This window comes from Pseudomonas sp. SDI, assembly GCF_003105155.1.
Classification (GTDB): domain Bacteria; phylum Pseudomonadota; class Gammaproteobacteria; order Pseudomonadales; family Pseudomonadaceae; genus Aquipseudomonas.
The window spans coordinates 130397-149515 of the sequence record NZ_QETK01000001.1 but is presented as its reverse complement, the minus strand read 5'-3'; the positions used below and the strand labels follow the sequence as shown (position 1 = coordinate 149515).

Below are 19119 nucleotides of genomic sequence, written 5' to 3'. Positions count from 1 at the left end.
TGATGGGGTACCAAGGAGTTTCCTCATCATGAGGAAAGAGGGCTTGGCAGGTGCTGTCAGATACGTGTTGGCAACCTACAGCGAGTTTTCGCTGGTCGCGCTGCTGACCTTGTATTTCACCAACATGGCAAGTCAGCAGGTGTTGGCTGACTCGAGTATTGCCTTCATCGTGATTTCCTACAGTACGTTTCTAGCGCTGGGATTTCATAATGGAGCGATTCGCGATGGTGCCATCAGCAGTACGGTAGAGGGGAAAGAGCGCATTTTGCGCCTTGAGGTCTGGTTCTCGGCGGTGATCGCCCTGTTACTGATGCTTGCCGCGTTTATCTGCCGTGAGCGTTTCTACCTGATGGCCGGCTTGTTCATTGGTGGAGTCAATCACTTGAAAACGGCATGCCAGACGGTATTCCGCCTTTTGGGGATGGACATGCACCTGAATACGCTCAATGTTACCTGGGCCGGTACATTCTTTGTCAGCTTCGGGTTGGTGCTCTGGCTGTTTAAGGGGCATGCTCTGGAAATCCAGTTTTTCGGCGCGTGGAGTTTTGCCGCGTTCGTCGTGGTGTTCTCGTTTTTTGTCTATTGTTGGCGAAAACTCAATATTTCCAGCAACGACCGTAGTGAAGATATCAAGCTGTTTTGGAAGGTGCTGAGCGCGTCCAAATATATGTTCTTGATGGCGAGCGGCCTGGTGGTCGTGCTCACCTCGGATCGGTTGGTGCTGAACGTATTGGGGGCCGTGGAAAGGGTTCGGGCGGATTTTCAGTACATTGATGTTCTAACGAACATATATTTCCTGGGGATGACGTCGGTTCTTTATTACTTTACCCCGGGCCTGCTCAAACGCTTTAGTGGCGAGAATGCGGCTGATGGTGATTTCCAAAGTATGATGATTAAGTACACCGGGTATCTGTCGGGTGTGATGATGGTATTTGTGCTGGCGATCATGGTGTTCTTGCAGTTGGTGGGGCGATTTGATTGGGCGTTGGTAGAGATTCTTGTCTCCATGCTGCTATTGAAAACGATGTTAATCTGTTTGGGCTTCGTCTGTAATTTTTATCTGGCGCAGCGCCTGGAAAAAGTACTGGCGGTGGCTTACTTAGGGTTGATGGTTGTCGGACTCGGCCTGTCGTTCGTCTTCGGTCGTCTGTTCACGGGAACGTCGTTTATCGTTTTTCTTCCGCTGCTCAATGCGCTCCTTGTCGGTGCGTTGGTAGCGGTTCTGTTCAAAAGAATCCGTGTTCAAGGCAGTCATGAAAAAAGTACTTGTATTAACTGATTCGCTGGGGTTGCCCCGGGTGAGCCCGGCGCTTATCAATGACGAGCAGTGCTGGTCGTATCGGCTTGCCGATTATTGTGCGGGGCGTTTCAAGGTTCGCGTAGTCAGCGTGCCCGGCATGGACAGCAACCAGTTGTTGTCGTTAGTCCGAGATTACTACTGCGCAATCAAGCCCGATATTGTGGTGTTGCAGGTGGGTATCGTTGATTGTTATCCCAGGGCAATCAAGAAGGCAGAGCTCTCTGTATTGCTGCGGTTGCCTGGCTTTATCAGTCGTTTTGTGCATCGACTGGTCAAGCGCTTCTATGCCCGGCTGATTGTTTCTCGGGGTATTCGCTATGTTCCGCCCGCCTTGTTCGAGGCCAATCTGCAGGCGGTTTGCAGGGCCTTCGAAGGTGCCCGGATACTGGCGGTGCCGATTGCTCCGCCATCTCCTGCGTACCAGGCCAGAAACCCGTGTATCGCGTCGTCGGTAGATGAGTACAACCAGCTGCTGAAGGCCCGTTTTGCCGCCGACTTTCTGGCGATGTGTTACCCAGCCAGTGCAGCAGATGACATATTCTTAAGTGACAATCATCATTTGAACGTGATGGGTAATGGACTGGTTTTTGATGCCGTCAAGAGCAAGCTGGATAGTCTCTGAGCGCAAAAAAATAGGGAATCGTGGGGCATATGATATTCCTGGTTGTGTTCTTCATGTTGGCAGTATTCCTTGTTTTCAGAAACAAGGAGGTGCTGTGCCCGTCGAATATCGTATTCGGTAGTTACTTCCTTTACTTTGTCTTCCCGTGTGTGCTCTTTTACGTGCTTGAATGGGTGGATTGGGTCTATGTCTTGCCGTGGGGGAAGACCAATGACTGGTCGACACTTTCGGACGAGGCTGTGCTCTCCTACGCCTATGTGTTTACCTTGTTCTATGGCTTTACCCGGTTGTTCGAGGTGTTGTTGGTGCGCTCGTCTGCAGTCAGCCTGTTCGAGCAGTATCGGGTGAATCCGCTCGTGCTGTTCGTTTTCTCCGGTATGATCTTGTTGGGCGGTTTGTACTTTTTTCAGGTTACTGGCGGTGCCGAAGCCTGGTTTAGTAATTACAGCGATACTTACCTGGAAAACAAGAAAGGCTACGGTCTGCTTAACTTCCTGTTGATCATGAGTTCGAACTTTCTGGCCTTCGTGCTGGGGTTCTACTGGAAGACCCAACGGCGCATCAGCTATACCTTGCTCGCGTTTGTGCTGGTTGCCCTAGTGTTCTGCGCTTATATTCAGGGGGTCAAGAGCCGTATTTTCTACTTTGCCATCTTCTTCAGTATCCCCTGGTTGACCACGCTTCGCCTTACCTTGTTCAAGGGGGCGGTGCTGTTCGTTGGTTTCGTTCTGGCCTTCAGCTTTGCAATGTATTTCCGTTCCAACGGTTTCTACAGCACGCCTGAAATGTTGCTCGAATATTTTCTGAGTTACTTCAATACCATTTTTCTTCATGACATGATTCTTCGGGATATGCCGCCGAACTTTTTGTTGACCATGGGATATCCGCTGAACAAATGGTTGACTTTCTTCGGTGTTCCGTCCGAAGACTACATGCATGACATTAGTCGCTGGTTGACTTCTATTTATTTCCCCAAGCAGTGGTTTGGTGGTGCGGCCACTCAGCAGTGGCCGGTGGAAACTGAGTTGTATTTGAATTATGGTAACTATCTGTTCTGGGTGGTGCCTATCTTCGTCTACTCCCTGTTTATCTGTGCACTGTACTCGCTGCGTTATCGGCTGGGTCCGGTGTTTCTCTTTATTTTTACCTGTGAGTTGCTGTTCTTCCTGAGTATGTTCAGGGGTAGCATGCTTCAATGGATCGCGTTGTTCAATGTCATCTTCTATCTGATGTTGTGGGGCGGCAGTCGTTTGTTGTTTGTGAAAGAGAAAGTTCATGTCCAGTAATAAAGTAGTATTGCTGTCCCGGCTGTTGCTGGAATCGTATGTTAATGAAGTGCGCCTCGATCGTGTGCTGAAAGATAAATTTCTCTCGGCGGAGCCCGGGGTTGATGCATTGCCGCAGTACAAGATTATGCCGCTGTTTTCCTTGTGGAAGCGTCACGGTAATAAATTCTTGCTGTTGTTGTTGGGGATGCGCCTGACATTGCTGCCGTTGTTGGCTGTTGCGGCACTGTTGAACCTTATTCTGGCTTTGCTCTTTACGCTGCTGCCGCTGCGTAGGTCGGTGGCTGATTTGGCCGAGCCGGTGTGTTTGCCGAATACCCGGAGCGTGAAGCTATTTAATTACCTGTTCGACGATTTCGATCAGCGTAAAAGCTTTCAGTGCAAGCGCCCATGGGGCATGTTGCGTTACCTGTCGGCAGTGGACTATCTTCGGGCTCTATTTATTGTCTGGCGGGTATTGTTCGCTATTCTTTGCTATGCACCGCTGCACGGCGTGCGGCGGCGAGATCTGATTTTCCATGCGCTGGATGTGCTGCCGCTGAGTTGGTACGCCTTGTTTGTCAGTCATCTGGCGCAGGCCGATAAGGCTTTTATTACCGATTGTAACTTGCAGCGCTGGAGCTACATTGCTTCGCACTTGACTGACCGCTGCTCGATTATTCAGCATGCTTATATCCATGCCGACCTGCAGTTTACCCACGCGTTTGGCGATCTTGATTGTCTGTTTGTCTTCGATCCCGAGTTTGAAGCGGTGTTCTCTCGCTACTTCAAATTCCGAAGCTCAGCCATCATTCGCCCGAAACTTGACCTTCAGGGCATGGGGAGTGACAAGCCAGTGTTGTTCCTTGCCTCCTCTGCACCGTTTGTTCAGGTCGAGATTGATTTTCTTCGGCAGGTCAAGAATAATTTGGACTTTTTCGTTGTGGTCAAGCTGCACCCACGGCATGTTTACGAGGACTCGGTGAAGCAGCTCACCGCACTGGCTGACCGGGTGGTTGATCCCGCGTGTTTCCCCGAGTGCGACTGCATGGTTTCTTATGATTCTTTCTTGGGTTATGAGTACAAGGCGCTAGGGAAAAATGTTCTGTTTCTAAAGGATGAGCGCTCCGTACAGGTGTTTATGGGGCATCCTTAGATGTTAATATCCGAGGTTTGAAGGGGGCTTCATGCATTACCAGATTTGCAAGACGTGCATAATGGATACGTCGGATCCCAATATTCGCTTTGACGCTCAGGGCAGCTGTGAGTATTGCGCCAATTTCCGCAGCAATATCCAGCCGAATTGGCATACCGATGCACGTGGCGAAGCCGAGTTGTCGAACATTGCCAAGCGTATCAAGGCCGATGGCAAGGGCCGCGATTTCGATTGCATCATCGGCCTCAGTGGTGGTCTAGACAGCTCTTACCTTGCATACGTGGCCAAGGAAAAGATGGGCCTGCGCCCCCTGCTTTTCCATGTCGATGCAGGTTGGAACACTGACCAGGCCGTAGGTAATATCGAGAAGCTGGTTGACGGTCTCGGCCTGGACCTCTACACCGAGGTGATCAACTGGGAAGAGATGAAGAGTCTGCAAGTGGCTTTTCTCAAGGCTCAAGTACCGGATCAGGACATCCCACAGGACACTGCGTTCTTCTCGGCACTTTACAAGTTCGCCAAAGCGCACAAGATCAAGTACGTACTGACCGGTGGCAACTATTCGACCGAGTGCTGCCGCGAGCCGGAAGAGTGGGGCGCCTATCCGGGCATCGACAAGACCCTGATCAACGGTATCCATGATCAGTTTGGCTCGCGCAAGCTCAAAAGCTTCCCGATCGTCGACGTGATGGCCTACAAGCTTTACTACCGTTATGTACTGGGTATGCAGGTCGTGCGCCCGCTGAACCTGCTGCCGTATGTCAAGCAGGAAGCAGAAGAGACCCTGGAGCGGCTGTTTGGTTGGAAGCGATTCCAGCACAAGCACCACGAGTCGCGTTTTACCCGCTTCTATGAAGATTACTGGATGCCTCGGAAATTTGGCTATGAAAAGCGCCGCGCGCATTTCTCCAGTTTGATCATGACCGGGCAGATGACCCGTGAAGCGGCTATGGAACGTATCGCCAAGCCTGAGCTGGACGAGCAGTTCCTCATCTCCGAGTTCGAGTATGTGGCGAACAAGCTTGACCTGAGCGTGCCCGAGTTGCAGGCAATCTTCGACGGCAAGAACAAGACATTCCATGATTACAAGAACAAGCGTTTCATGATCGGCATTGGTGCCCGTGTCATGAGTGTCCTTGGCTTGGAAAGAAGACTTTTCAGATGATCACGATTATCGACTATGGGCTTGGCAACATTCAGGCCTTTGTGAATGTTTACAAGCGTTTGCATATTCCGGTGCAGGTTGCCCGCACGGCGCAGGCACTGGAAGGCGCTGAAAAGCTGATCCTGCCTGGCGTTGGCGCGTTCGATCATGCGATTGAACGTTTGGATGCTTCGGGGATGCGCGAGACGATTGATCGGATGGTCCGACAGGACAAGATCCCGGTACTAGGTATCTGTGTTGGCATGCAAATGCTCGCCAATACCAGTGACGAGGGGCAGTTGCCCGGGCTGGGTTGGGTGCCAGGCCGGGTGCGTTCGTTCCGCTCGGTAGCGGGTCTGGATAATATCGCCCTGCCGCACATGGGCTGGAACGATGTTGCGCCGGTAAACGGGAATCCGTTGTTCAAAGGCTTTGAAGAAGACGCGCGGTTTTACTTTTTGCACTCCTTCTATTTTGAGTGTGCACAGGCTGAACATGCGGCTGCCGCATCGACTTACGGGCTGGACTTCAGCTGTGCGGTAACCGTGGATAATGTGTACGGCGTTCAGTTCCATCCAGAGAAGAGTCACCATTTTGGCGTAGGCCTTCTGAAAAACTTCGCGGAACTCTGAAATGCTAAGACCTCGAATTATTCCTTGCCTGTTGATTCAGGACGGTGGCCTGGTTAAGACGGTGCGCTTCAAGGACCCCAAGTATGTCGGGGATCCGATCAATGCGGTGAAGATCTTCAACGAAAAAGAAGCCGATGAGTTGATCGTTGTCGATATCGACGCCACCGTGAATGGGCGTGAGCCGGACTACAAGAAGATCGCCAACCTGGCAGCCGAATGTCGCATGCCGCTCTGCTATGGCGGCGGTATCCGTACCCCGGAGCAGGCCAGGACAATCATCGCATTGGGTGTCGAAAAGGTCGCCGTCAGTGCCGCTGCGCTGGAAGATGCTTCCCTGGTCACGCGCATTGCCGAGGAAATTGGCCGGCAAAGCGTTGTCGTCGTGCTTGACCACAAGCAGAGGCTGCTCAGTAAGCAGCACGATGTGTGGACGCACAATGGCACGCGCAACACCAAGCGTAATGTTCTGGACGTTGCCAAGGAAATGGAAGCCGCCGGGGCAGGAGAGATTGTTATCAATTCGATTGATAACGACGGGCGGATGAAGGGCTACGATGTAGCGCTTGCCTGCCGCTTGCGTGAGACGGTAAGCATCCCTGTTACAATCCTCGGCGGCGGTGGTTCGCTTGAGGACATGAACAAGGTGGTCGCTGCATGTGGCGTAGTTGGCGTCGCAGCAGGAAGCTTCTTCGTTTTTAAAGGTACCTATCGTGCGGTACTGATCAGCTACCCCAGCGCCAAGCAGAAAGACGAACTGGTCTTCTCAGCCCTGCCGCCCCGCTAGTCGGGGCCGTCTGCATCATATTCAGGAACAATTATGTTTAGCGGAAAGAAACTTCTCATTTCAGGCGGTACAGGCTCCTTCGGTAACGCTGTGCTCAAGCGCTTCCTTGATACGGATATCGCGGAAATCCGCATTTTCAGCCGTGATGAGAAGAAGCAGGACGACATGCGCAAGCGCTATGCCAATAGCAAGTTGAAGTTTTACATTGGCGATGTGCGTGATTATCAAAGTGTCCTCAATGCTACCCGCGGTGTCGACTACATCTTCCATGCGGCGGCGCTGAAACAGGTGCCATCGTGCGAGTTCCACCCGATGGAAGCGGTCAAGACCAATGTGATCGGTACAGAAAATCTGCTGGAAGCGGCGATTCAGAACGAGGTTCGTCGGGTTGTCTGCCTCAGTACCGACAAAGCAGTCTATCCAATCAATGCGATGGGCATCTCCAAGGCCATGATGGAAAAGGTCATGGTTGCCAAGTCGCGTAATGTTGACGAAAGCAAAACCGTGATTTGCGGTACGCGCTATGGCAACGTGATGGCATCGCGCGGTTCGGTCATTCCACTGTTCGTCGATCAGATTCGTCAGGGGCAGGCCCTTTCGATTACAGACCCGAACATGACCCGTTTCATGATGACCCTGGCCGATGCAGTCGACCTGGTGCTGTATGCCTTCGAGCATGGCAATAATGGTGACTTGTTTGTGCAGAAGGCCCCAGCAGCGACCGTGCAGGTCCTGGCTAAAGCGCTGACGGAATTGATGGGTAAACCAGATCATCCGATCCAGGTGATTGGTACTCGCCATGGCGAGAAGCTTTACGAAGCACTGCTGAGCCGTGAGGAAATCGCCTGCGCCGAAGACATGGGCGATTACTTCCGCGTTCCGCCTGATCTGCGCGACCTGAACTACAGCAAGTTCGTCGAGCAAGGCGAAGAAAAAATCTCTCATACCGAAGACTACAACTCTCACAACACCGAGCGTCTTGATGTTGCCGGCATGCAACAACTGCTGTTGAAGCTGGAGTTCATTCGTGCCATTCAGCGTGGTGAGCACGCCACGCCAGAGGAATGATCGATGAAGGTTCTGATCACGGGTATCAATGGTTTTATCGGCAAGAACCTGGCAAGTCATCTGCGCGAGCGTCAGGATATCGAGATACTGCACGCCGCACGCGATGACCTTGATGGCTTGAAAGCCCGGGTCGCCGAGGCAGACTGCATCTTCCACTTTGCGGGGGTGAACCGCCCTCAAGATCCTGCCGAATTTTCGACGGGCAACAGTGATTTCACTCAGGTGCTCTGTGATGCACTGCGTGAAAGTGGCCAGTGCATACCGGTGGTCTATAGCTCTTCGATTCAGGCTGATCGCGACAATCCTTATGGCACCAGCAAGCGTGAGGCCGAAGAGGCGCTGCAGGCGCTGGCCAGGCACCAGGCCATTCAGTTGCATGTCTTGCGCCTGCCAAACGTATTTGGCAAGTGGGCGCGGCCGAACTACAACTCGGCGGTCGCCACCTTCTGCCATAATATTGCTCGCGATCTGCCGATCCAGATCAATGACAAGCAGGCGCCTCTGCAACTGGTGTATATCGACGATGTGGTGCGCCATTGCATCGCGATCCTCGATGGCAAAACAGTCGACGGCAGTGCTCAGGTACAGCCCGTCTATTCGACTACGGTGGGGGCGCTCGCCGAGCAGTTGCTAGCTTTTCGTGACAGCCGTGCGAGCCTGGTCACAGAGAGGGTTGGCACAGGCTTGGTACGGGCGCTGTACTCCACTTACCTGAGTTACTTGCCGGAGCAGTCATTCACTTACGACGTCCCCGGCTACAGTGACCCTCGCGGTGTGTTCGTGGAGATGCTGAAAACGCCGGACGCCGGTCAGTTCTCCTATTTCACCGCGCACCCAGGGATTACCCGTGGTGGCCACTATCATCATTCGAAGACCGAAAAGTTTCTTGTGATCAAGGGGCATGCCAACTTCCGCTTCCGGCATATCCTGACCGGCGATTTCTACGAATTGCAGACCACGGGCGAAAAGCCGGTAATCGTCGAGACAGTTCCAGGTTGGACGCATGACATCACCAATATTGGCAGCGAAGAAATGATTGTGATGCTGTGGGCCAATGAAATTTTTGACCGTGAACAACCGGATACTTACGCACTGCCCGTGTGCCCGTAAGTTCGATTGATCAGGAAGTGGGAATCGTATGAAAAAGTTGAAGGTCGTTACTGTCGTTGGGACGCGTCCCGAAATCATTCGTCTGTCCCGTGTGATGGATGCACTTGATCAACATTGTGATCATGTCCTCGTGCACACCGGGCAGAACTATGACTATGAATTGAACGAAATATTCTTCCAGGATCTGGGTATCCGTAAGCCGGACCATTTCCTCAACGCTGCTGGTAGCAGCGGCGCCGAAACCATCGGTAACGTGATCATTGCGGTCGACCGCGTGTTGGCTGAGGTAAATCCCGAGGCCCTGTTGGTCCTGGGAGACACCAACAGCTGCATGGCAGTGATCCCGGCGAAGCGTCGCAAGATTCCAACCTTCCATATGGAGGCGGGTAATCGTTGCTTCGACATGCGTGTACCTGAAGAGATCAATCGGCGGATTGTCGACCATACGGCCGATATTAACCTGACTTACAGCACCATCGCCCGTGACTACCTGCTGCGCGAAGGGTTGCCACCTGACCGGGTGATCAAGACCGGCAGCCCGATGTTCGAAGTGCTCAATCATTATCGTCAGGGCATCGAAACGTCGGACGTACTGGCTCGGCTTGGCATTGAACAGGGTAAGTTCTTTGTTGTCAGTGCGCACCGCGAAGAGAACATTGATTCGGAAAAGAACTTCCTCAAACTGGTGGAGGTTCTCAACACGGTTGCCGAACAATTCAACCTGCCAGTCATCGTTTCGACGCACCCGCGTACTCAGAAACGGGTCGATGCGATGGGCGTTACCTTCCACTCGAATGTGCGTTTGTTGAAACCATTGGGTTTCAAGGATTACAACAAGTTGCAACTGGAAGCCAAGGCAGTGCTTTCGGACAGCGGCACGATCAGTGAAGAAGCGTCGATCCTGAACTTCCCGGCCCTGAACATTCGTGAAGCGCATGAGCGCCCGGAAGGCATGGAAGAAACGGCGGCGATGATGGTCGGGTTGGACGTTGAGCGGGTCCTGCAGGGCTTGAGCATTCTCGACAGCCAGGCCCGTGGGGACGAACGCAGCATGCGCCTGGTGACTGACTACAGCATGCCGAACGTCTCGGACAAGGTTGTTCGCATTCTTCATAGTTATACCGACTATGTGAATCGTACCGTATGGAAGCGTTACTGAACTGAGTGGTAGGCATGCGTGATAAAAAGCTGAGAGTGCTAGTCGTTACCCAGTATTTTTGGCCAGAAAATATGCGGATCAATGACATGGTCCGCGACCTTAGGGAAAAAGGTCACGAGGTGACGGTGCTGACCGGGTTGCCGAATTATCCAGAAGGCGAAGTGTTCGAAAGCTATCGTGCCGCGCCTGGCGATTTTTCCTCTTACCACGGCGCCGAGATCGTTAGGGTTCCGATGCTGCCGCGTGGCAAGCGCAGCATTCGGCTGGTCCTGAACTATGCCTCGTTTTTCCTCAGTGCCTCGACCCTGGGTGCCTTCAAGTTGCGCGGACGAAAGTTCGATGCGCTTTTCGTGTATGCCGTGTCGCCGATCATGGCGGCGATACCCGCTATCGTAATTGGGCGCCTCAAGCGTGCGCCGGTGTTTGTCTGGGTGCTGGACCTTTGGCCGGAGACCCTCAGGGCGGTGGGGGTATTGCGCAACCCACGTCTGCTATCGCTGGTTGGGCGAATGGTTTCGTGGATTTACAATCGTACCGACTACCTGCTTTTGCAGTCCCATGGGTTCCTGGAGAACGTCAAGCAGTACTGCACACGCAGCATTGCCGATGAGCGTCTGGTGTACTTTCCAAGTTGGGCCGAGGACGACTTCTCTGCGCCAGACGCGGCTAGCAGCGCTCTGATAACAGCGGATGCGTCGGTATTCACTGTGGTTTTCGCCGGCAATCTTGGCGAGGCCCAGGACTTTCCTGCGGTGCTGGATGCCGCCGAAGCACTGCGTGGCAAGGTGGCAGTGCGCTGGGTCATTGTGGGGGATGGGCGCATGAGTGCCTGGCTGGCTGAGCAGGTGCTGGCACGTGGCCTGGATAATGTGCACCTGCTTGGTCGTCACCCTCTGGAGGCCATGCCCGGGCTGTTCGCCCGGGCCGATGCCTTGTTGGTTACCTTGAAGACCAACGATGTGTTCCAGAAGACCATTCCAGGCAAGGTCCAGGCCTATCTGGCTTCCGGGCGACCCTTGCTGGGGATGATCAACGGCGAGGCTGCGCGGGTCATCGATGAATCCGGCGCCGGCTTTGCGTGCGACTCTGGTGATGCCCAGGGGCTTGTCCGGATCGTCAGCGACCTCGTTGGCACCTCGAGTGCGCAGCGTAAGCAGATGGGCGACGCCGGGCGCGAGTACTACCTGCAGCATTACTCCAAACCCAAGCTGATGGCACGTTTGGAAACTCTTTTTGGTGAAGCTACCCTACGTAAGGCAGACAAGTGATGTCGCATACCGTGTTGTTGACCGGAGCTTCCGGTTTCGTAGGTAAGGCCGTCCTTGAACGGCTCCTTGCCAAGGGCCAGGCAGTGGTTGCGGCATTTCGCCAGGTACCTGTGCAGGTTGACCCGCGCGTGACTGTGGCCCGCATCGCAGCGCTGGACGCTACTACCGACTGGCAGTGCGCGCTTGCCGGTGTGGATACGGTCATTCACTCCGCTGCGCGCGTTCACGTGATGAACGATACAGAAGCCGACCCATTGGCCGCTTTTCGCAAGGTCAACGTCGAGGGCACCTTGAATCTTGCACGCCAGGCCGCGGCAGCCGGTGCCAAGCGATTTGTCTTCATCAGTTCGATCAAGGTCAATGGCGAAGGTACGCCTAAAGGCCGCCCCTACACTGCCGATGACGTACCCGCGCCGGCTGACCCCTATGGTGTGTCCAAGATGGAAGCCGAGGCAGGGTTGCGGATCTTGGCCAAGGAGATCGGCCTGGAAGTGGTGATCGTCCGTCCGGTATTGGTATATGGGCCGGGCGTCAAAGCCAACTTCTTGGCCATGATGCGCTGGCTGGATAAAGGCGTGCCCTTGCCGTTCGGAGCCATCGATAATCGTCGCAGTCTAGTGGCTTTGGGGAATCTGGCCGACCTCGTGGTTACCTGCGTGGATCATCCGGCCGCCGCGAACCAGACGTTCCTGGTCAGCGACGGAGAGGATCTTTCGACTTCCGGGTTGCTTCGCCGCATGGCTAAGGCGCTGGGGCGCCCAGCTCGCCTGCTGCCGGTCCCCAGCCGGCTGCTGGAGTGGGGCGCCGCCTTGCTGGGCAAGCATTCGCTGTCGCAGCGCCTGTGTGGCTCGCTGCAGGTCGATATTGAAAAAACTCGTTCTTTGCTGAGCTGGAAGCCACCTATCAGCGTCGATGACGCGCTTGGGCTGACGGCTCGGGATTATCAGGAAAAAACAAGAAAATGACTCAAGGGTGGCTGATTCCGCTGGTTGCGGTGCTGTCTCTGGCATTGACCGCCGTATTACGGCGTTATGCACTGGCCAAAAGCATCATCGACATTCCCAATGCGCGCAGCTCGCATGCTGTACCGACGCCTCGTGGTGGTGGTGTGGCGATCGTGATTGCCTTTCTTCTGGCGTTGGCTGTGCTGGCGGTGGGAGAGGCTGCGCAGATGCCCGCGCTAGTCGCCCTGGGCGGTTCCGGGGCACTGATTGCAATCATTGGGTTCATGGACGATCACGGCCACATCGCGGCCCGATGGCGCTTGCTCGGACACTTTCTGGCTGCGACCTGGGCGCTGGTCTGGCTGGGTGGTTTTCCGGCGGTCGAGGTGTTGGGATGGCAAGTCGACCTCGGCTGGTTCGGGGCAGTATTTGCGGCTTTTTATCTGGTCTGGCTGTTGAATCTATACAACTTCATGGATGGCATTGACGGCATCGCCAGTGTTGAAGCCATTTGTGCGTGCCTGGGGGCGTGCGTGCTCTACTGGCTCGCAGGCTTCGAGCAACTGGTAATGTTGCCATTGTTGCTGGCGATGGCGGTTTTCGGCTTCCTATACTGGAACTTTCCGCCTGCGCGAATCTTCATGGGCGATGCCGGCAGCGGTTTCCTTGGCATTGCCTTGGGCGTTCTGTCGCTGCAGGCGGCCTGGGTGTCTTCGCAATTGTTCTGGTGCTGGTTGATTTTGCTCGGTGTGTTCATCGTGGATGCCACCTACACCCTTATTCGCCGACTGTCCCGAGGCGACAAAGTCTATGAAGCGCATCGTAGCCACGCCTACCAGTTTGCCTCGCGGTTGTACGGCAAGCATCTCCCGGTAACCGTGGCAGTCGGAGTACTGAATCTGTTCTGGTTGTTGCCAATCGCCTTGTGCGTCATCCTGCTAGATCTGGATGGTGCACTGGGTGTGGTAATTGCCTATGCACCGCTGGTCGTACTGGCTGTGCGCTATCGTGCGGGTGCATTGGAGTAAGGCACCCACACGTCTTGCCTTTTCGCTGGCATGCACTTGCTACACGAGGTTTCAGCTGCAGATTACTATGGGAGCAGTAAAGGTGTTCGAAGGGGTTATGGATAGGTTACGGGCATTTCTACTGGGCTTGCCGCGTCGTCAAAAACGCCTACTGCAGGTATTGGCTGACGTCATATTGGTCTGGATGGCGCTGTGGCTGGCATTTGTCGTGCGCCTGGGTATCGACGAAATGGCCAACCCCATCAAGGACCACTTCTGGCTGTTCATCAGTGCGCCAATCGTTGCCATTCCCCTGTTTATCCGTTTCGGCATGTACCGCGCGGTCATGCGCTATTTTGGCAACGACGCGCTCATCGCCATCATCAAGGCCGTCAGCCTGTCTTCGTTGATCCTTGGCTTTGTTGTCTACTGGTATAGCAACCACCAGAACGTGGTACCGCGCTCGATCATTTTCAACTACTGGTGGTTGAGCCTGGTGATGGTTGGTGGGTTGCGTCTAGCCATGCGGCAATACTTTCTCGGTGACTGGTTCGCCGCGGCGCAGCACGTACCCTTTACCAGCCGTGACGATGGCCTGCCCAAAGTAGCCATTTATGGCGCTGGTGCTGCTGGCAATCAGTTGGTGGCAGCATTACGCCTGGGCAAGGTGATGCGCCCGGTGGCGTTTATTGATGATGACAGTAGCATTGCGGATCGGGTTATTTCTGGTTTGCAGGTCTACAAGCCGCGCCATCTGCAACGCATGATCGATAACACCGGGGCGCAGGAAATCCTCCTGGCTATCCCATCGGTAACTCGAGTACGTCGTCGCGAAATTCTTGGTTTCCTCGAGGGTTTCCCGCTGCATGTTCGCAGTATTCCAGGCTTCATGGACCTTGCCAGCGGTAGGGTCAAGGTTGACGATATCCAGGAGGTGGATATCGCCGACTTGCTCGGTCGCGACGCGGTACCCGCACAGGATGATCTGCTGGAGCGCTGCATTGCTGGTCAATCGGTGATGGTGACCGGAGCGGGTGGTTCGATCGGTTCTGAACTGTGTCGGCAGATTGTCGGCCTTAAGCCGCGAACGCTGTTGTTGTTCGAGCACAGCGAGTTCAATCTCTACAGTATTCTTTCCGAGCTGGAACAGCGCGTTGCCCGGGAGTCGCTGGCGATCAAGTTGTTGCCGATTCTTGGGTCGGTGCGCAATCAGGCGCAGATGCTCGACATCATGAGGGCCTGGCGCGTCGATACGGTGTATCACGCGGCGGCCTACAAGCATGTGCCGATGGTGGAACACAACATCGCCGAAGGCGTGCTAAACAACGTCATTGGTACATTGAATACTGCCCAGGCGGCCTTACAGGCCGGAATTTCCAACTTTGTACTGATCTCCACTGACAAGGCCGTGCGTCCGACCAATGTCATGGGGAGCACCAAACGCCTGGCGGAAATGACACTTCAGGCCCTCAGTCGAGAACTGGCGCCTGTGCTGTTTGGCGATACCAGCAACGTGTCGCAAGTGAACAAGACCCGCTTCACCATGGTGCGCTTCGGTAATGTACTGGGGTCTTCCGGTTCGGTGATTCCGTTGTTCCACAAACAGATCAAGTCGGGTGGTCCATTGACGGTCACTCACCCGAAGATCACCCGCTACTTCATGACCATCCCGGAAGCGGCACAACTGGTAATCCAGGCGGGCTCCATGGGGCAGGGCGGTGACGTTTTTGTGCTGGACATGGGGGAGCCGGTACGGATCGTCGAGCTGGCGGAAAAAATGATTCATCTGTCCGGCCTCAGCACGCGCTCCGAACGTAACCCACATGGTGACATTGCCATCGAGTTCACGGGGTTGCGCCCAGGGGAAAAACTTTATGAGGAGTTGCTCATCGGTGACAACGTCGTGGCCACACGCCACCCGATGATCATGAGTGCCCATGAGGACTATCTGGCCTGGGATGTCCTGAAAGAGCGCCTCAACGAGTTGCTGAGTGCGGTCAAGCGTGACGACTACGCCCACGTTCGGCAGTTGCTGCGTGAAACAGTCAGTGGCTACACGCCGGATGGAGAGATTGTCGACTGGATCTATCAGCAGCGGCGACTGGACCCATGAAATAAAAATACCCGGCATTGGCCGGGTATTTTTTTACCTGTATCAGTTGTGCGGTTGACTCAAGCGCCAGCGGCGCTGACGAACCAGCTCAAGCAGGAATACGGCAACGGCTTTGTGGTGTCGCTCGGTGCAATAGGCCAGGGCAAATGCCAGAAGATTGGCTAGCAGGATCGATGTCACGAAGCCGGTGGTGGTGGAGCCCAACGCTTTCTGCGCCCAGTACAGTACGGTGTAATGGGTCAGGAACAAGGTAAAGCTGAAACCTGCAAGCGCGGCGTAGCGTTGCTTTTTCTTCGGGCTTACAGCTTTTTCGTCACGGTTTAACCTGGCTGCCAGCAATACCAGCCCGACCGTCAGCAACAGCCCTGCGACCAGGTGATAGCTGTTTTTGGTGTACAGATAGATGGCGCTTGCCGCCGCGAACGCGACCCAGCTCAGGCCGGCGAGGCTAGTGCGTTGGGTCAGGCGATCAAACCAGAAGGCTCCCAGGGCGCCGGCGAGCCATATCAGTTCGAGGTGCCCGGCTTCGCCCTTGGCATTAACCGTGAAGGTGTATTTTGCACCCAGCCAGATGCAAATCAGGCAAAGGAACCAACGCTTGCGGAAGAACACCAGGCCGCCGAACAGAATGTAGATCCACCACTCGAACATCAGGCTCCAGATGGGCCGCATGGTTCCCAGAGGCATAGAAGGGATCAAGCCCAGGTTGTATACGAAGGTCTTCACGCTAAGGTAGGCCAGCAACTCTGCTTCGGGGTAAAAACAGGAAAACAGCAGGTCGACCAGCAGTACAAACAGCAAGGCCGGGATCAGTGTTGTATAGATGCGCGCAAAACGATCGACAAAGTAGCGGGTGGCATCGGCGCCCTTGTACTTGACGTTGGCCATGACGCTACGGCAGATCAGGAAGCCGGAAACGAAGAAGAAGCCTACCACCGCGATCTGTTGCAGATAGGGAATGCGGTCGGGGAAGAACCCACCCCAGTAGCTGTAGAAAATCCCGATGCCATGGCCGATCAGGACCACCTGGGCCAGGCTGAATCGCAGAAAATCGAAAAACGTTATACATTTTTCGCTCAAGGGTCTCATTGTGCGTTGGGCTCCAAGTAGCACGGAATAACTCCGTCGGGTGCAGATTAATTATTCTTCTGGAAAGTGGCTGGCTGAGGCTTCTTCGTTAAAGAGGTTGATAGCCGTCAGCCGGCCGTCGGCGAATGAGCATCCAGTGTCGATGTAAACCACGTTGCCCAGGCGGAGAACCTGAGGGGTGGTCGAATGTCCGACATACAAGCGGTGTACCCCCCGTACGGGTTGCTCGTCATGGGTACTGATTCTGCGCCTGGCGTAGAGTGCCTGGGTCAGTGCCGAGTGCTTCCGCTCGCGATCAGGTGAGTCCAGCAGGGCTACGGCATCGTGCCAGCAGAGATCATCTTCCCAGTGCGGCGACTCGGCATGGATAATACCGACGTTCGCCCCCGTGGGTAGCGAGATTTGCATGGCGACGGGCAGTTCAAGCAACCGGTCGGCAATTTGCTGTTGTTCCAGTGCACTACGCTGATAGAACCAGGCGCCCCCATTACGCGCGTGCCGTGGCGGATCCCCCACGCCGGCCATGCAATCGAGCACCATCTGCTCATGATTGCCCCTGATCGTGTGAAACCACGGCTTGTCCAGCCAAGCCAGGAGTTCCTGGGAGCGAGGGCCGCGATCAATCACGTCGCCTGTGACAAACAGGCGGTCTGCCGTTGGCTCGAAATGAATCCGTGCCAGCACTCTTTCAAGCAGCTCGAAATGCCCGTGAATGTCACCGACGGCAAAGTCTCGCCCTTTGGTGTTGGCGGCAAAGGATCGGAAGGAAGTGGTCTGTATGGGTATATGCAAGGCGGGGCTCTGGGGTTCGCCTGGTCCAGTGGCAGTGGCATCGGTGGGCGGCGAGCTTATCAGCATCAAAGTGCCATAGGAAGGCGCTCTCCAGTGGTTGCGGCAAGCCCTTGAATTATTTGGAAAGCAATCCCCGGCGATTGCAGTTTGCTGGTCGAACTGCTGGCGTCTAGCGTTCAAAGGCAGCCAAGGAAAAGCTGCCTTCGAACCTCAAGACACCATGGAGTGACACCAATGCGCCACACCTTCCTTACCTCGCTGCTGACCGCTGCCGTCGCCACTTTCACGCTCAGCGCCGCTGCCGTCCCGAGCGCCCCGGCCGTAACCGAACTGCCGCCTGTTGCGATCAGCGCCGACCAAAGCATCGACAAGATCGACATCAACAATGCCGACGCCACCACCTTGCAGCGTGAGCTGTCGGGTATCGGTAAAGCTAAATCCGAAGCCATCGTCGCCTACCGCGAAGCGAACGGAAACTTCGCCTCGGTCGACGAACTGCTGGAGGTCAAGGGGATTGGTAAAGCGATCCTGGAGCGCAACCGTGGCAAAGTGACGGTCAACTGAGCAACGCCGGGGCGGGTGTGCACGCCTGCCCCTCGATAGCGCATGATTTAACGGTCTTTTGCGTCTTTGGCATCCATTTCCGCATTGCGCTCATGGACACGCTTCAACTGTTCTTCGGTCAACGGCAACTTTTTTGCCGTATCACGCAGCATCATCAACCCACCAACAATCGAACCGATTGCAACCAGCAATATCAACCAGGCATACCAGGGCATGTGATTCTCCTTAACGCGCGAACACCGTCGCGCTTGAAGTTTCGAGTCGGCGCATCGGGTGTTGGTTCAATTATAGGAGTGGTGCCCGCCAAGGGCGAATTCGCGATCATCGGCCCCCCTTGCTACGCTGCATCGGCTACAATGCGCGCCGATTTCGACTTGCCCAGAGAGCCTGCCCATGTCCGCCTGTCAGACGCCCCTTATCGTCGCCCTGGATTTCCCCACCCGTGACGCCGCCCTGAAACTGGCCGATCAGCTGGACCCCAAGCTGTGCCGGGTCAAGGTCGGTAAAGAGCTGTTCACCAGCAGTGCGTCCGGCATCGTCGAAACTCTCTGCAACAAGGGTTTCGAAGTTTTCCTCGATCTGAAATTCCATGACATCCCCAACACCACCGCAATGGCTGTGAAAGCGGCTGCGGAAATGGGCGTGTGGATGGTCAACGTCCATTGCTCCGGTGGCCTGCGCATGATGGCGGCATGCCGTGAGGTACTGGCCCAACGCAGCGGTCCGCAGCCACTGCTGATCGGTGTGACCGTGCTGACCAGCATGGAGCGTGAAGACCTGGCCGGCATCGGCCTGGATATCGAGCCGCAGGAGCAGGTGCTGCGGCTGGCCGCGCTGGCCGAGAAGGCCGGGATGGACGGCCTGGTGTGCTCGGCGCTGGAAGCTACCGCGCTGAAGACCGCGCATCCGTCGCTGCAACTGGTGACGCCGGGTATTCGCCCGGCGGGCAGTGCCCAGGACGATCAGCGCCGCATCCTCACCCCGCGCCAGGCGCTGGATGCTGGCTCCGACTATCTGGTGATCGGTCGCCCGATCAGTCAGGCTGCCGATCCGGCACAGGCGCTGGCAGCGGTGGTTGCGGAAATCCGCGGCTAAAAGAAAT

The 19119-nt window shown here is 55.2% G+C and carries 19 protein-coding genes; 16 read left to right on the top strand and 3 right to left on the bottom strand.

Annotation, left to right across the window (positions count from 1 at the left end; genetic code table 11):
- Positions 1 to 28 precede the first annotated feature (28 nt).
- The 14 genes from DCO48_RS00775 to DCO48_RS00710 all read left to right on the top strand — a co-directional run bounded on the left by DCO48_RS00775 (position 29) and on the right by DCO48_RS00710 (position 15572).
- A complete protein-coding gene (locus DCO48_RS00775) occupies positions 29 to 1279 on the top strand; it encodes a hypothetical protein (RefSeq protein WP_116548725.1) in 1251 nt (416 codons plus the stop codon).
- Positions 1254 to 1922, top strand: coding sequence for a hypothetical protein (locus DCO48_RS00770; RefSeq protein WP_133247577.1), 669 nt, complete (start codon positions 1254 to 1256; stop codon positions 1920 to 1922). Before DCO48_RS00775 ends, DCO48_RS00770 begins: the two co-directional genes overlap by 26 nt.
- A gap of 53 nt (positions 1923 to 1975) precedes the next feature.
- On the top strand, positions 1976 to 3208 hold the full coding sequence (locus tag DCO48_RS00765) for a hypothetical protein (RefSeq protein WP_133247576.1): 1233 nt from the start codon (positions 1976 to 1978) through the stop codon (positions 3206 to 3208).
- Positions 3198 to 4343, top strand: coding sequence for a hypothetical protein (locus DCO48_RS00760; protein ID WP_116548722.1), 1146 nt, complete (start codon positions 3198 to 3200; stop codon positions 4341 to 4343). The genes DCO48_RS00765 and DCO48_RS00760 overlap by 11 nt, the downstream gene beginning before the upstream one ends.
- A 31-nt stretch (positions 4344 to 4374) precedes the next feature.
- Entirely contained in the window at positions 4375 to 5508 is a 1134-nt protein-coding gene (locus DCO48_RS00755; RefSeq protein WP_116548721.1) for an N-acetyl sugar amidotransferase, read from the top strand.
- A complete protein-coding gene (gene hisH, locus DCO48_RS00750; protein WP_116548720.1) occupies positions 5505 to 6119 on the top strand; it encodes an imidazole glycerol phosphate synthase subunit HisH in 615 nt (204 codons plus the stop codon). Before DCO48_RS00755 ends, hisH begins: the two co-directional genes overlap by 4 nt.
- A gap of 1 nt (position 6120) precedes the next feature.
- Entirely contained in the window at positions 6121 to 6903 is a 783-nt protein-coding gene (locus DCO48_RS00745) for an AglZ/HisF2 family acetamidino modification protein (protein ID WP_116548719.1), read from the top strand.
- Positions 6904 to 6936: 33 nt separating this feature from the next.
- Positions 6937 to 7971, top strand: a complete 1035-nt coding sequence (locus tag DCO48_RS00740; RefSeq protein WP_116548718.1) for a polysaccharide biosynthesis protein — start codon at positions 6937 to 6939, stop codon at positions 7969 to 7971.
- A 3-nt stretch (positions 7972 to 7974) separates the two neighbouring features.
- Positions 7975 to 9081 carry an NAD-dependent epimerase/dehydratase family protein gene (locus DCO48_RS00735; protein ID WP_116548717.1) on the top strand — a complete coding sequence of 369 codons (1107 nt, stop codon included), beginning with the start codon at positions 7975 to 7977 and terminating at the stop codon, positions 9079 to 9081.
- A gap of 28 nt (positions 9082 to 9109) precedes the next feature.
- On the top strand, positions 9110 to 10240 hold the full coding sequence (wecB, locus tag DCO48_RS00730) for a non-hydrolyzing UDP-N-acetylglucosamine 2-epimerase (protein WP_116548716.1): 1131 nt from the start codon (positions 9110 to 9112) through the stop codon (positions 10238 to 10240).
- 14 nt (positions 10241 to 10254) lie between these two features.
- A complete protein-coding gene (locus tag DCO48_RS00725; RefSeq protein WP_116548715.1) occupies positions 10255 to 11508 on the top strand; it encodes a glycosyltransferase family 4 protein in 1254 nt (417 codons plus the stop codon).
- The gene (locus DCO48_RS00720; protein ID WP_116548714.1) at positions 11508 to 12473 is read left to right on the top strand and encodes an SDR family oxidoreductase; all 966 of its coding nucleotides are present in this window, start codon (positions 11508 to 11510) and stop codon (positions 12471 to 12473) included. The genes DCO48_RS00725 and DCO48_RS00720 overlap by 1 nt, the downstream gene beginning before the upstream one ends.
- On the top strand, positions 12470 to 13480 hold the full coding sequence (locus DCO48_RS00715) for a glycosyltransferase family 4 protein (protein WP_116548713.1): 1011 nt from the start codon (positions 12470 to 12472) through the stop codon (positions 13478 to 13480). Before DCO48_RS00720 ends, DCO48_RS00715 begins: the two co-directional genes overlap by 4 nt.
- 97 nt (positions 13481 to 13577) lie before the next feature.
- Positions 13578 to 15572 carry a nucleoside-diphosphate sugar epimerase/dehydratase gene (locus tag DCO48_RS00710; RefSeq protein WP_116548712.1) on the top strand — a complete coding sequence of 665 codons (1995 nt, stop codon included), beginning with the start codon at positions 13578 to 13580 and terminating at the stop codon, positions 15570 to 15572.
- 42 nt (positions 15573 to 15614) lie between these two features.
- On the opposite strand, the gene DCO48_RS00705 is transcribed toward DCO48_RS00710, so the two are convergent.
- Together DCO48_RS00705 and DCO48_RS00700 are read right to left on the bottom strand one after the other, a co-directional pair.
- Positions 15615 to 16652 carry an acyltransferase gene (locus DCO48_RS00705; RefSeq protein ID WP_116548711.1) on the bottom strand — a complete coding sequence of 346 codons (1038 nt, stop codon included), beginning with the start codon at positions 16650 to 16652 and terminating at the stop codon, positions 15615 to 15617.
- A gap of 60 nt (positions 16653 to 16712) precedes the next feature.
- The gene (locus DCO48_RS00700) at positions 16713 to 17519 is read right to left on the bottom strand and encodes a metallophosphoesterase (protein WP_116548710.1); all 807 of its coding nucleotides are present in this window, start codon (positions 17517 to 17519) and stop codon (positions 16713 to 16715) included.
- A gap of 168 nt (positions 17520 to 17687) precedes the next feature.
- On the opposite strand from DCO48_RS00700, the gene DCO48_RS00695 reads away from it, so the two are divergent.
- Entirely contained in the window at positions 17688 to 18017 is a 330-nt protein-coding gene (locus tag DCO48_RS00695; RefSeq protein WP_116548709.1) for a helix-hairpin-helix domain-containing protein, read from the top strand.
- A gap of 47 nt (positions 18018 to 18064) precedes the next feature.
- On the opposite strand, the gene DCO48_RS00690 is transcribed toward DCO48_RS00695, so the two are convergent.
- Positions 18065 to 18232, bottom strand: coding sequence for a DUF2897 family protein (locus DCO48_RS00690; RefSeq protein WP_003378661.1), 168 nt, complete (start codon positions 18230 to 18232; stop codon positions 18065 to 18067).
- A 178-nt stretch (positions 18233 to 18410) separates the two neighbouring features.
- On the opposite strand from DCO48_RS00690, the gene pyrF reads away from it, so the two are divergent.
- The gene (pyrF, locus tag DCO48_RS00685; RefSeq protein ID WP_116548708.1) at positions 18411 to 19112 is read left to right on the top strand and encodes an orotidine-5'-phosphate decarboxylase; all 702 of its coding nucleotides are present in this window, start codon (positions 18411 to 18413) and stop codon (positions 19110 to 19112) included.
- Positions 19113 to 19119: the final 7 nt, after the last annotated feature.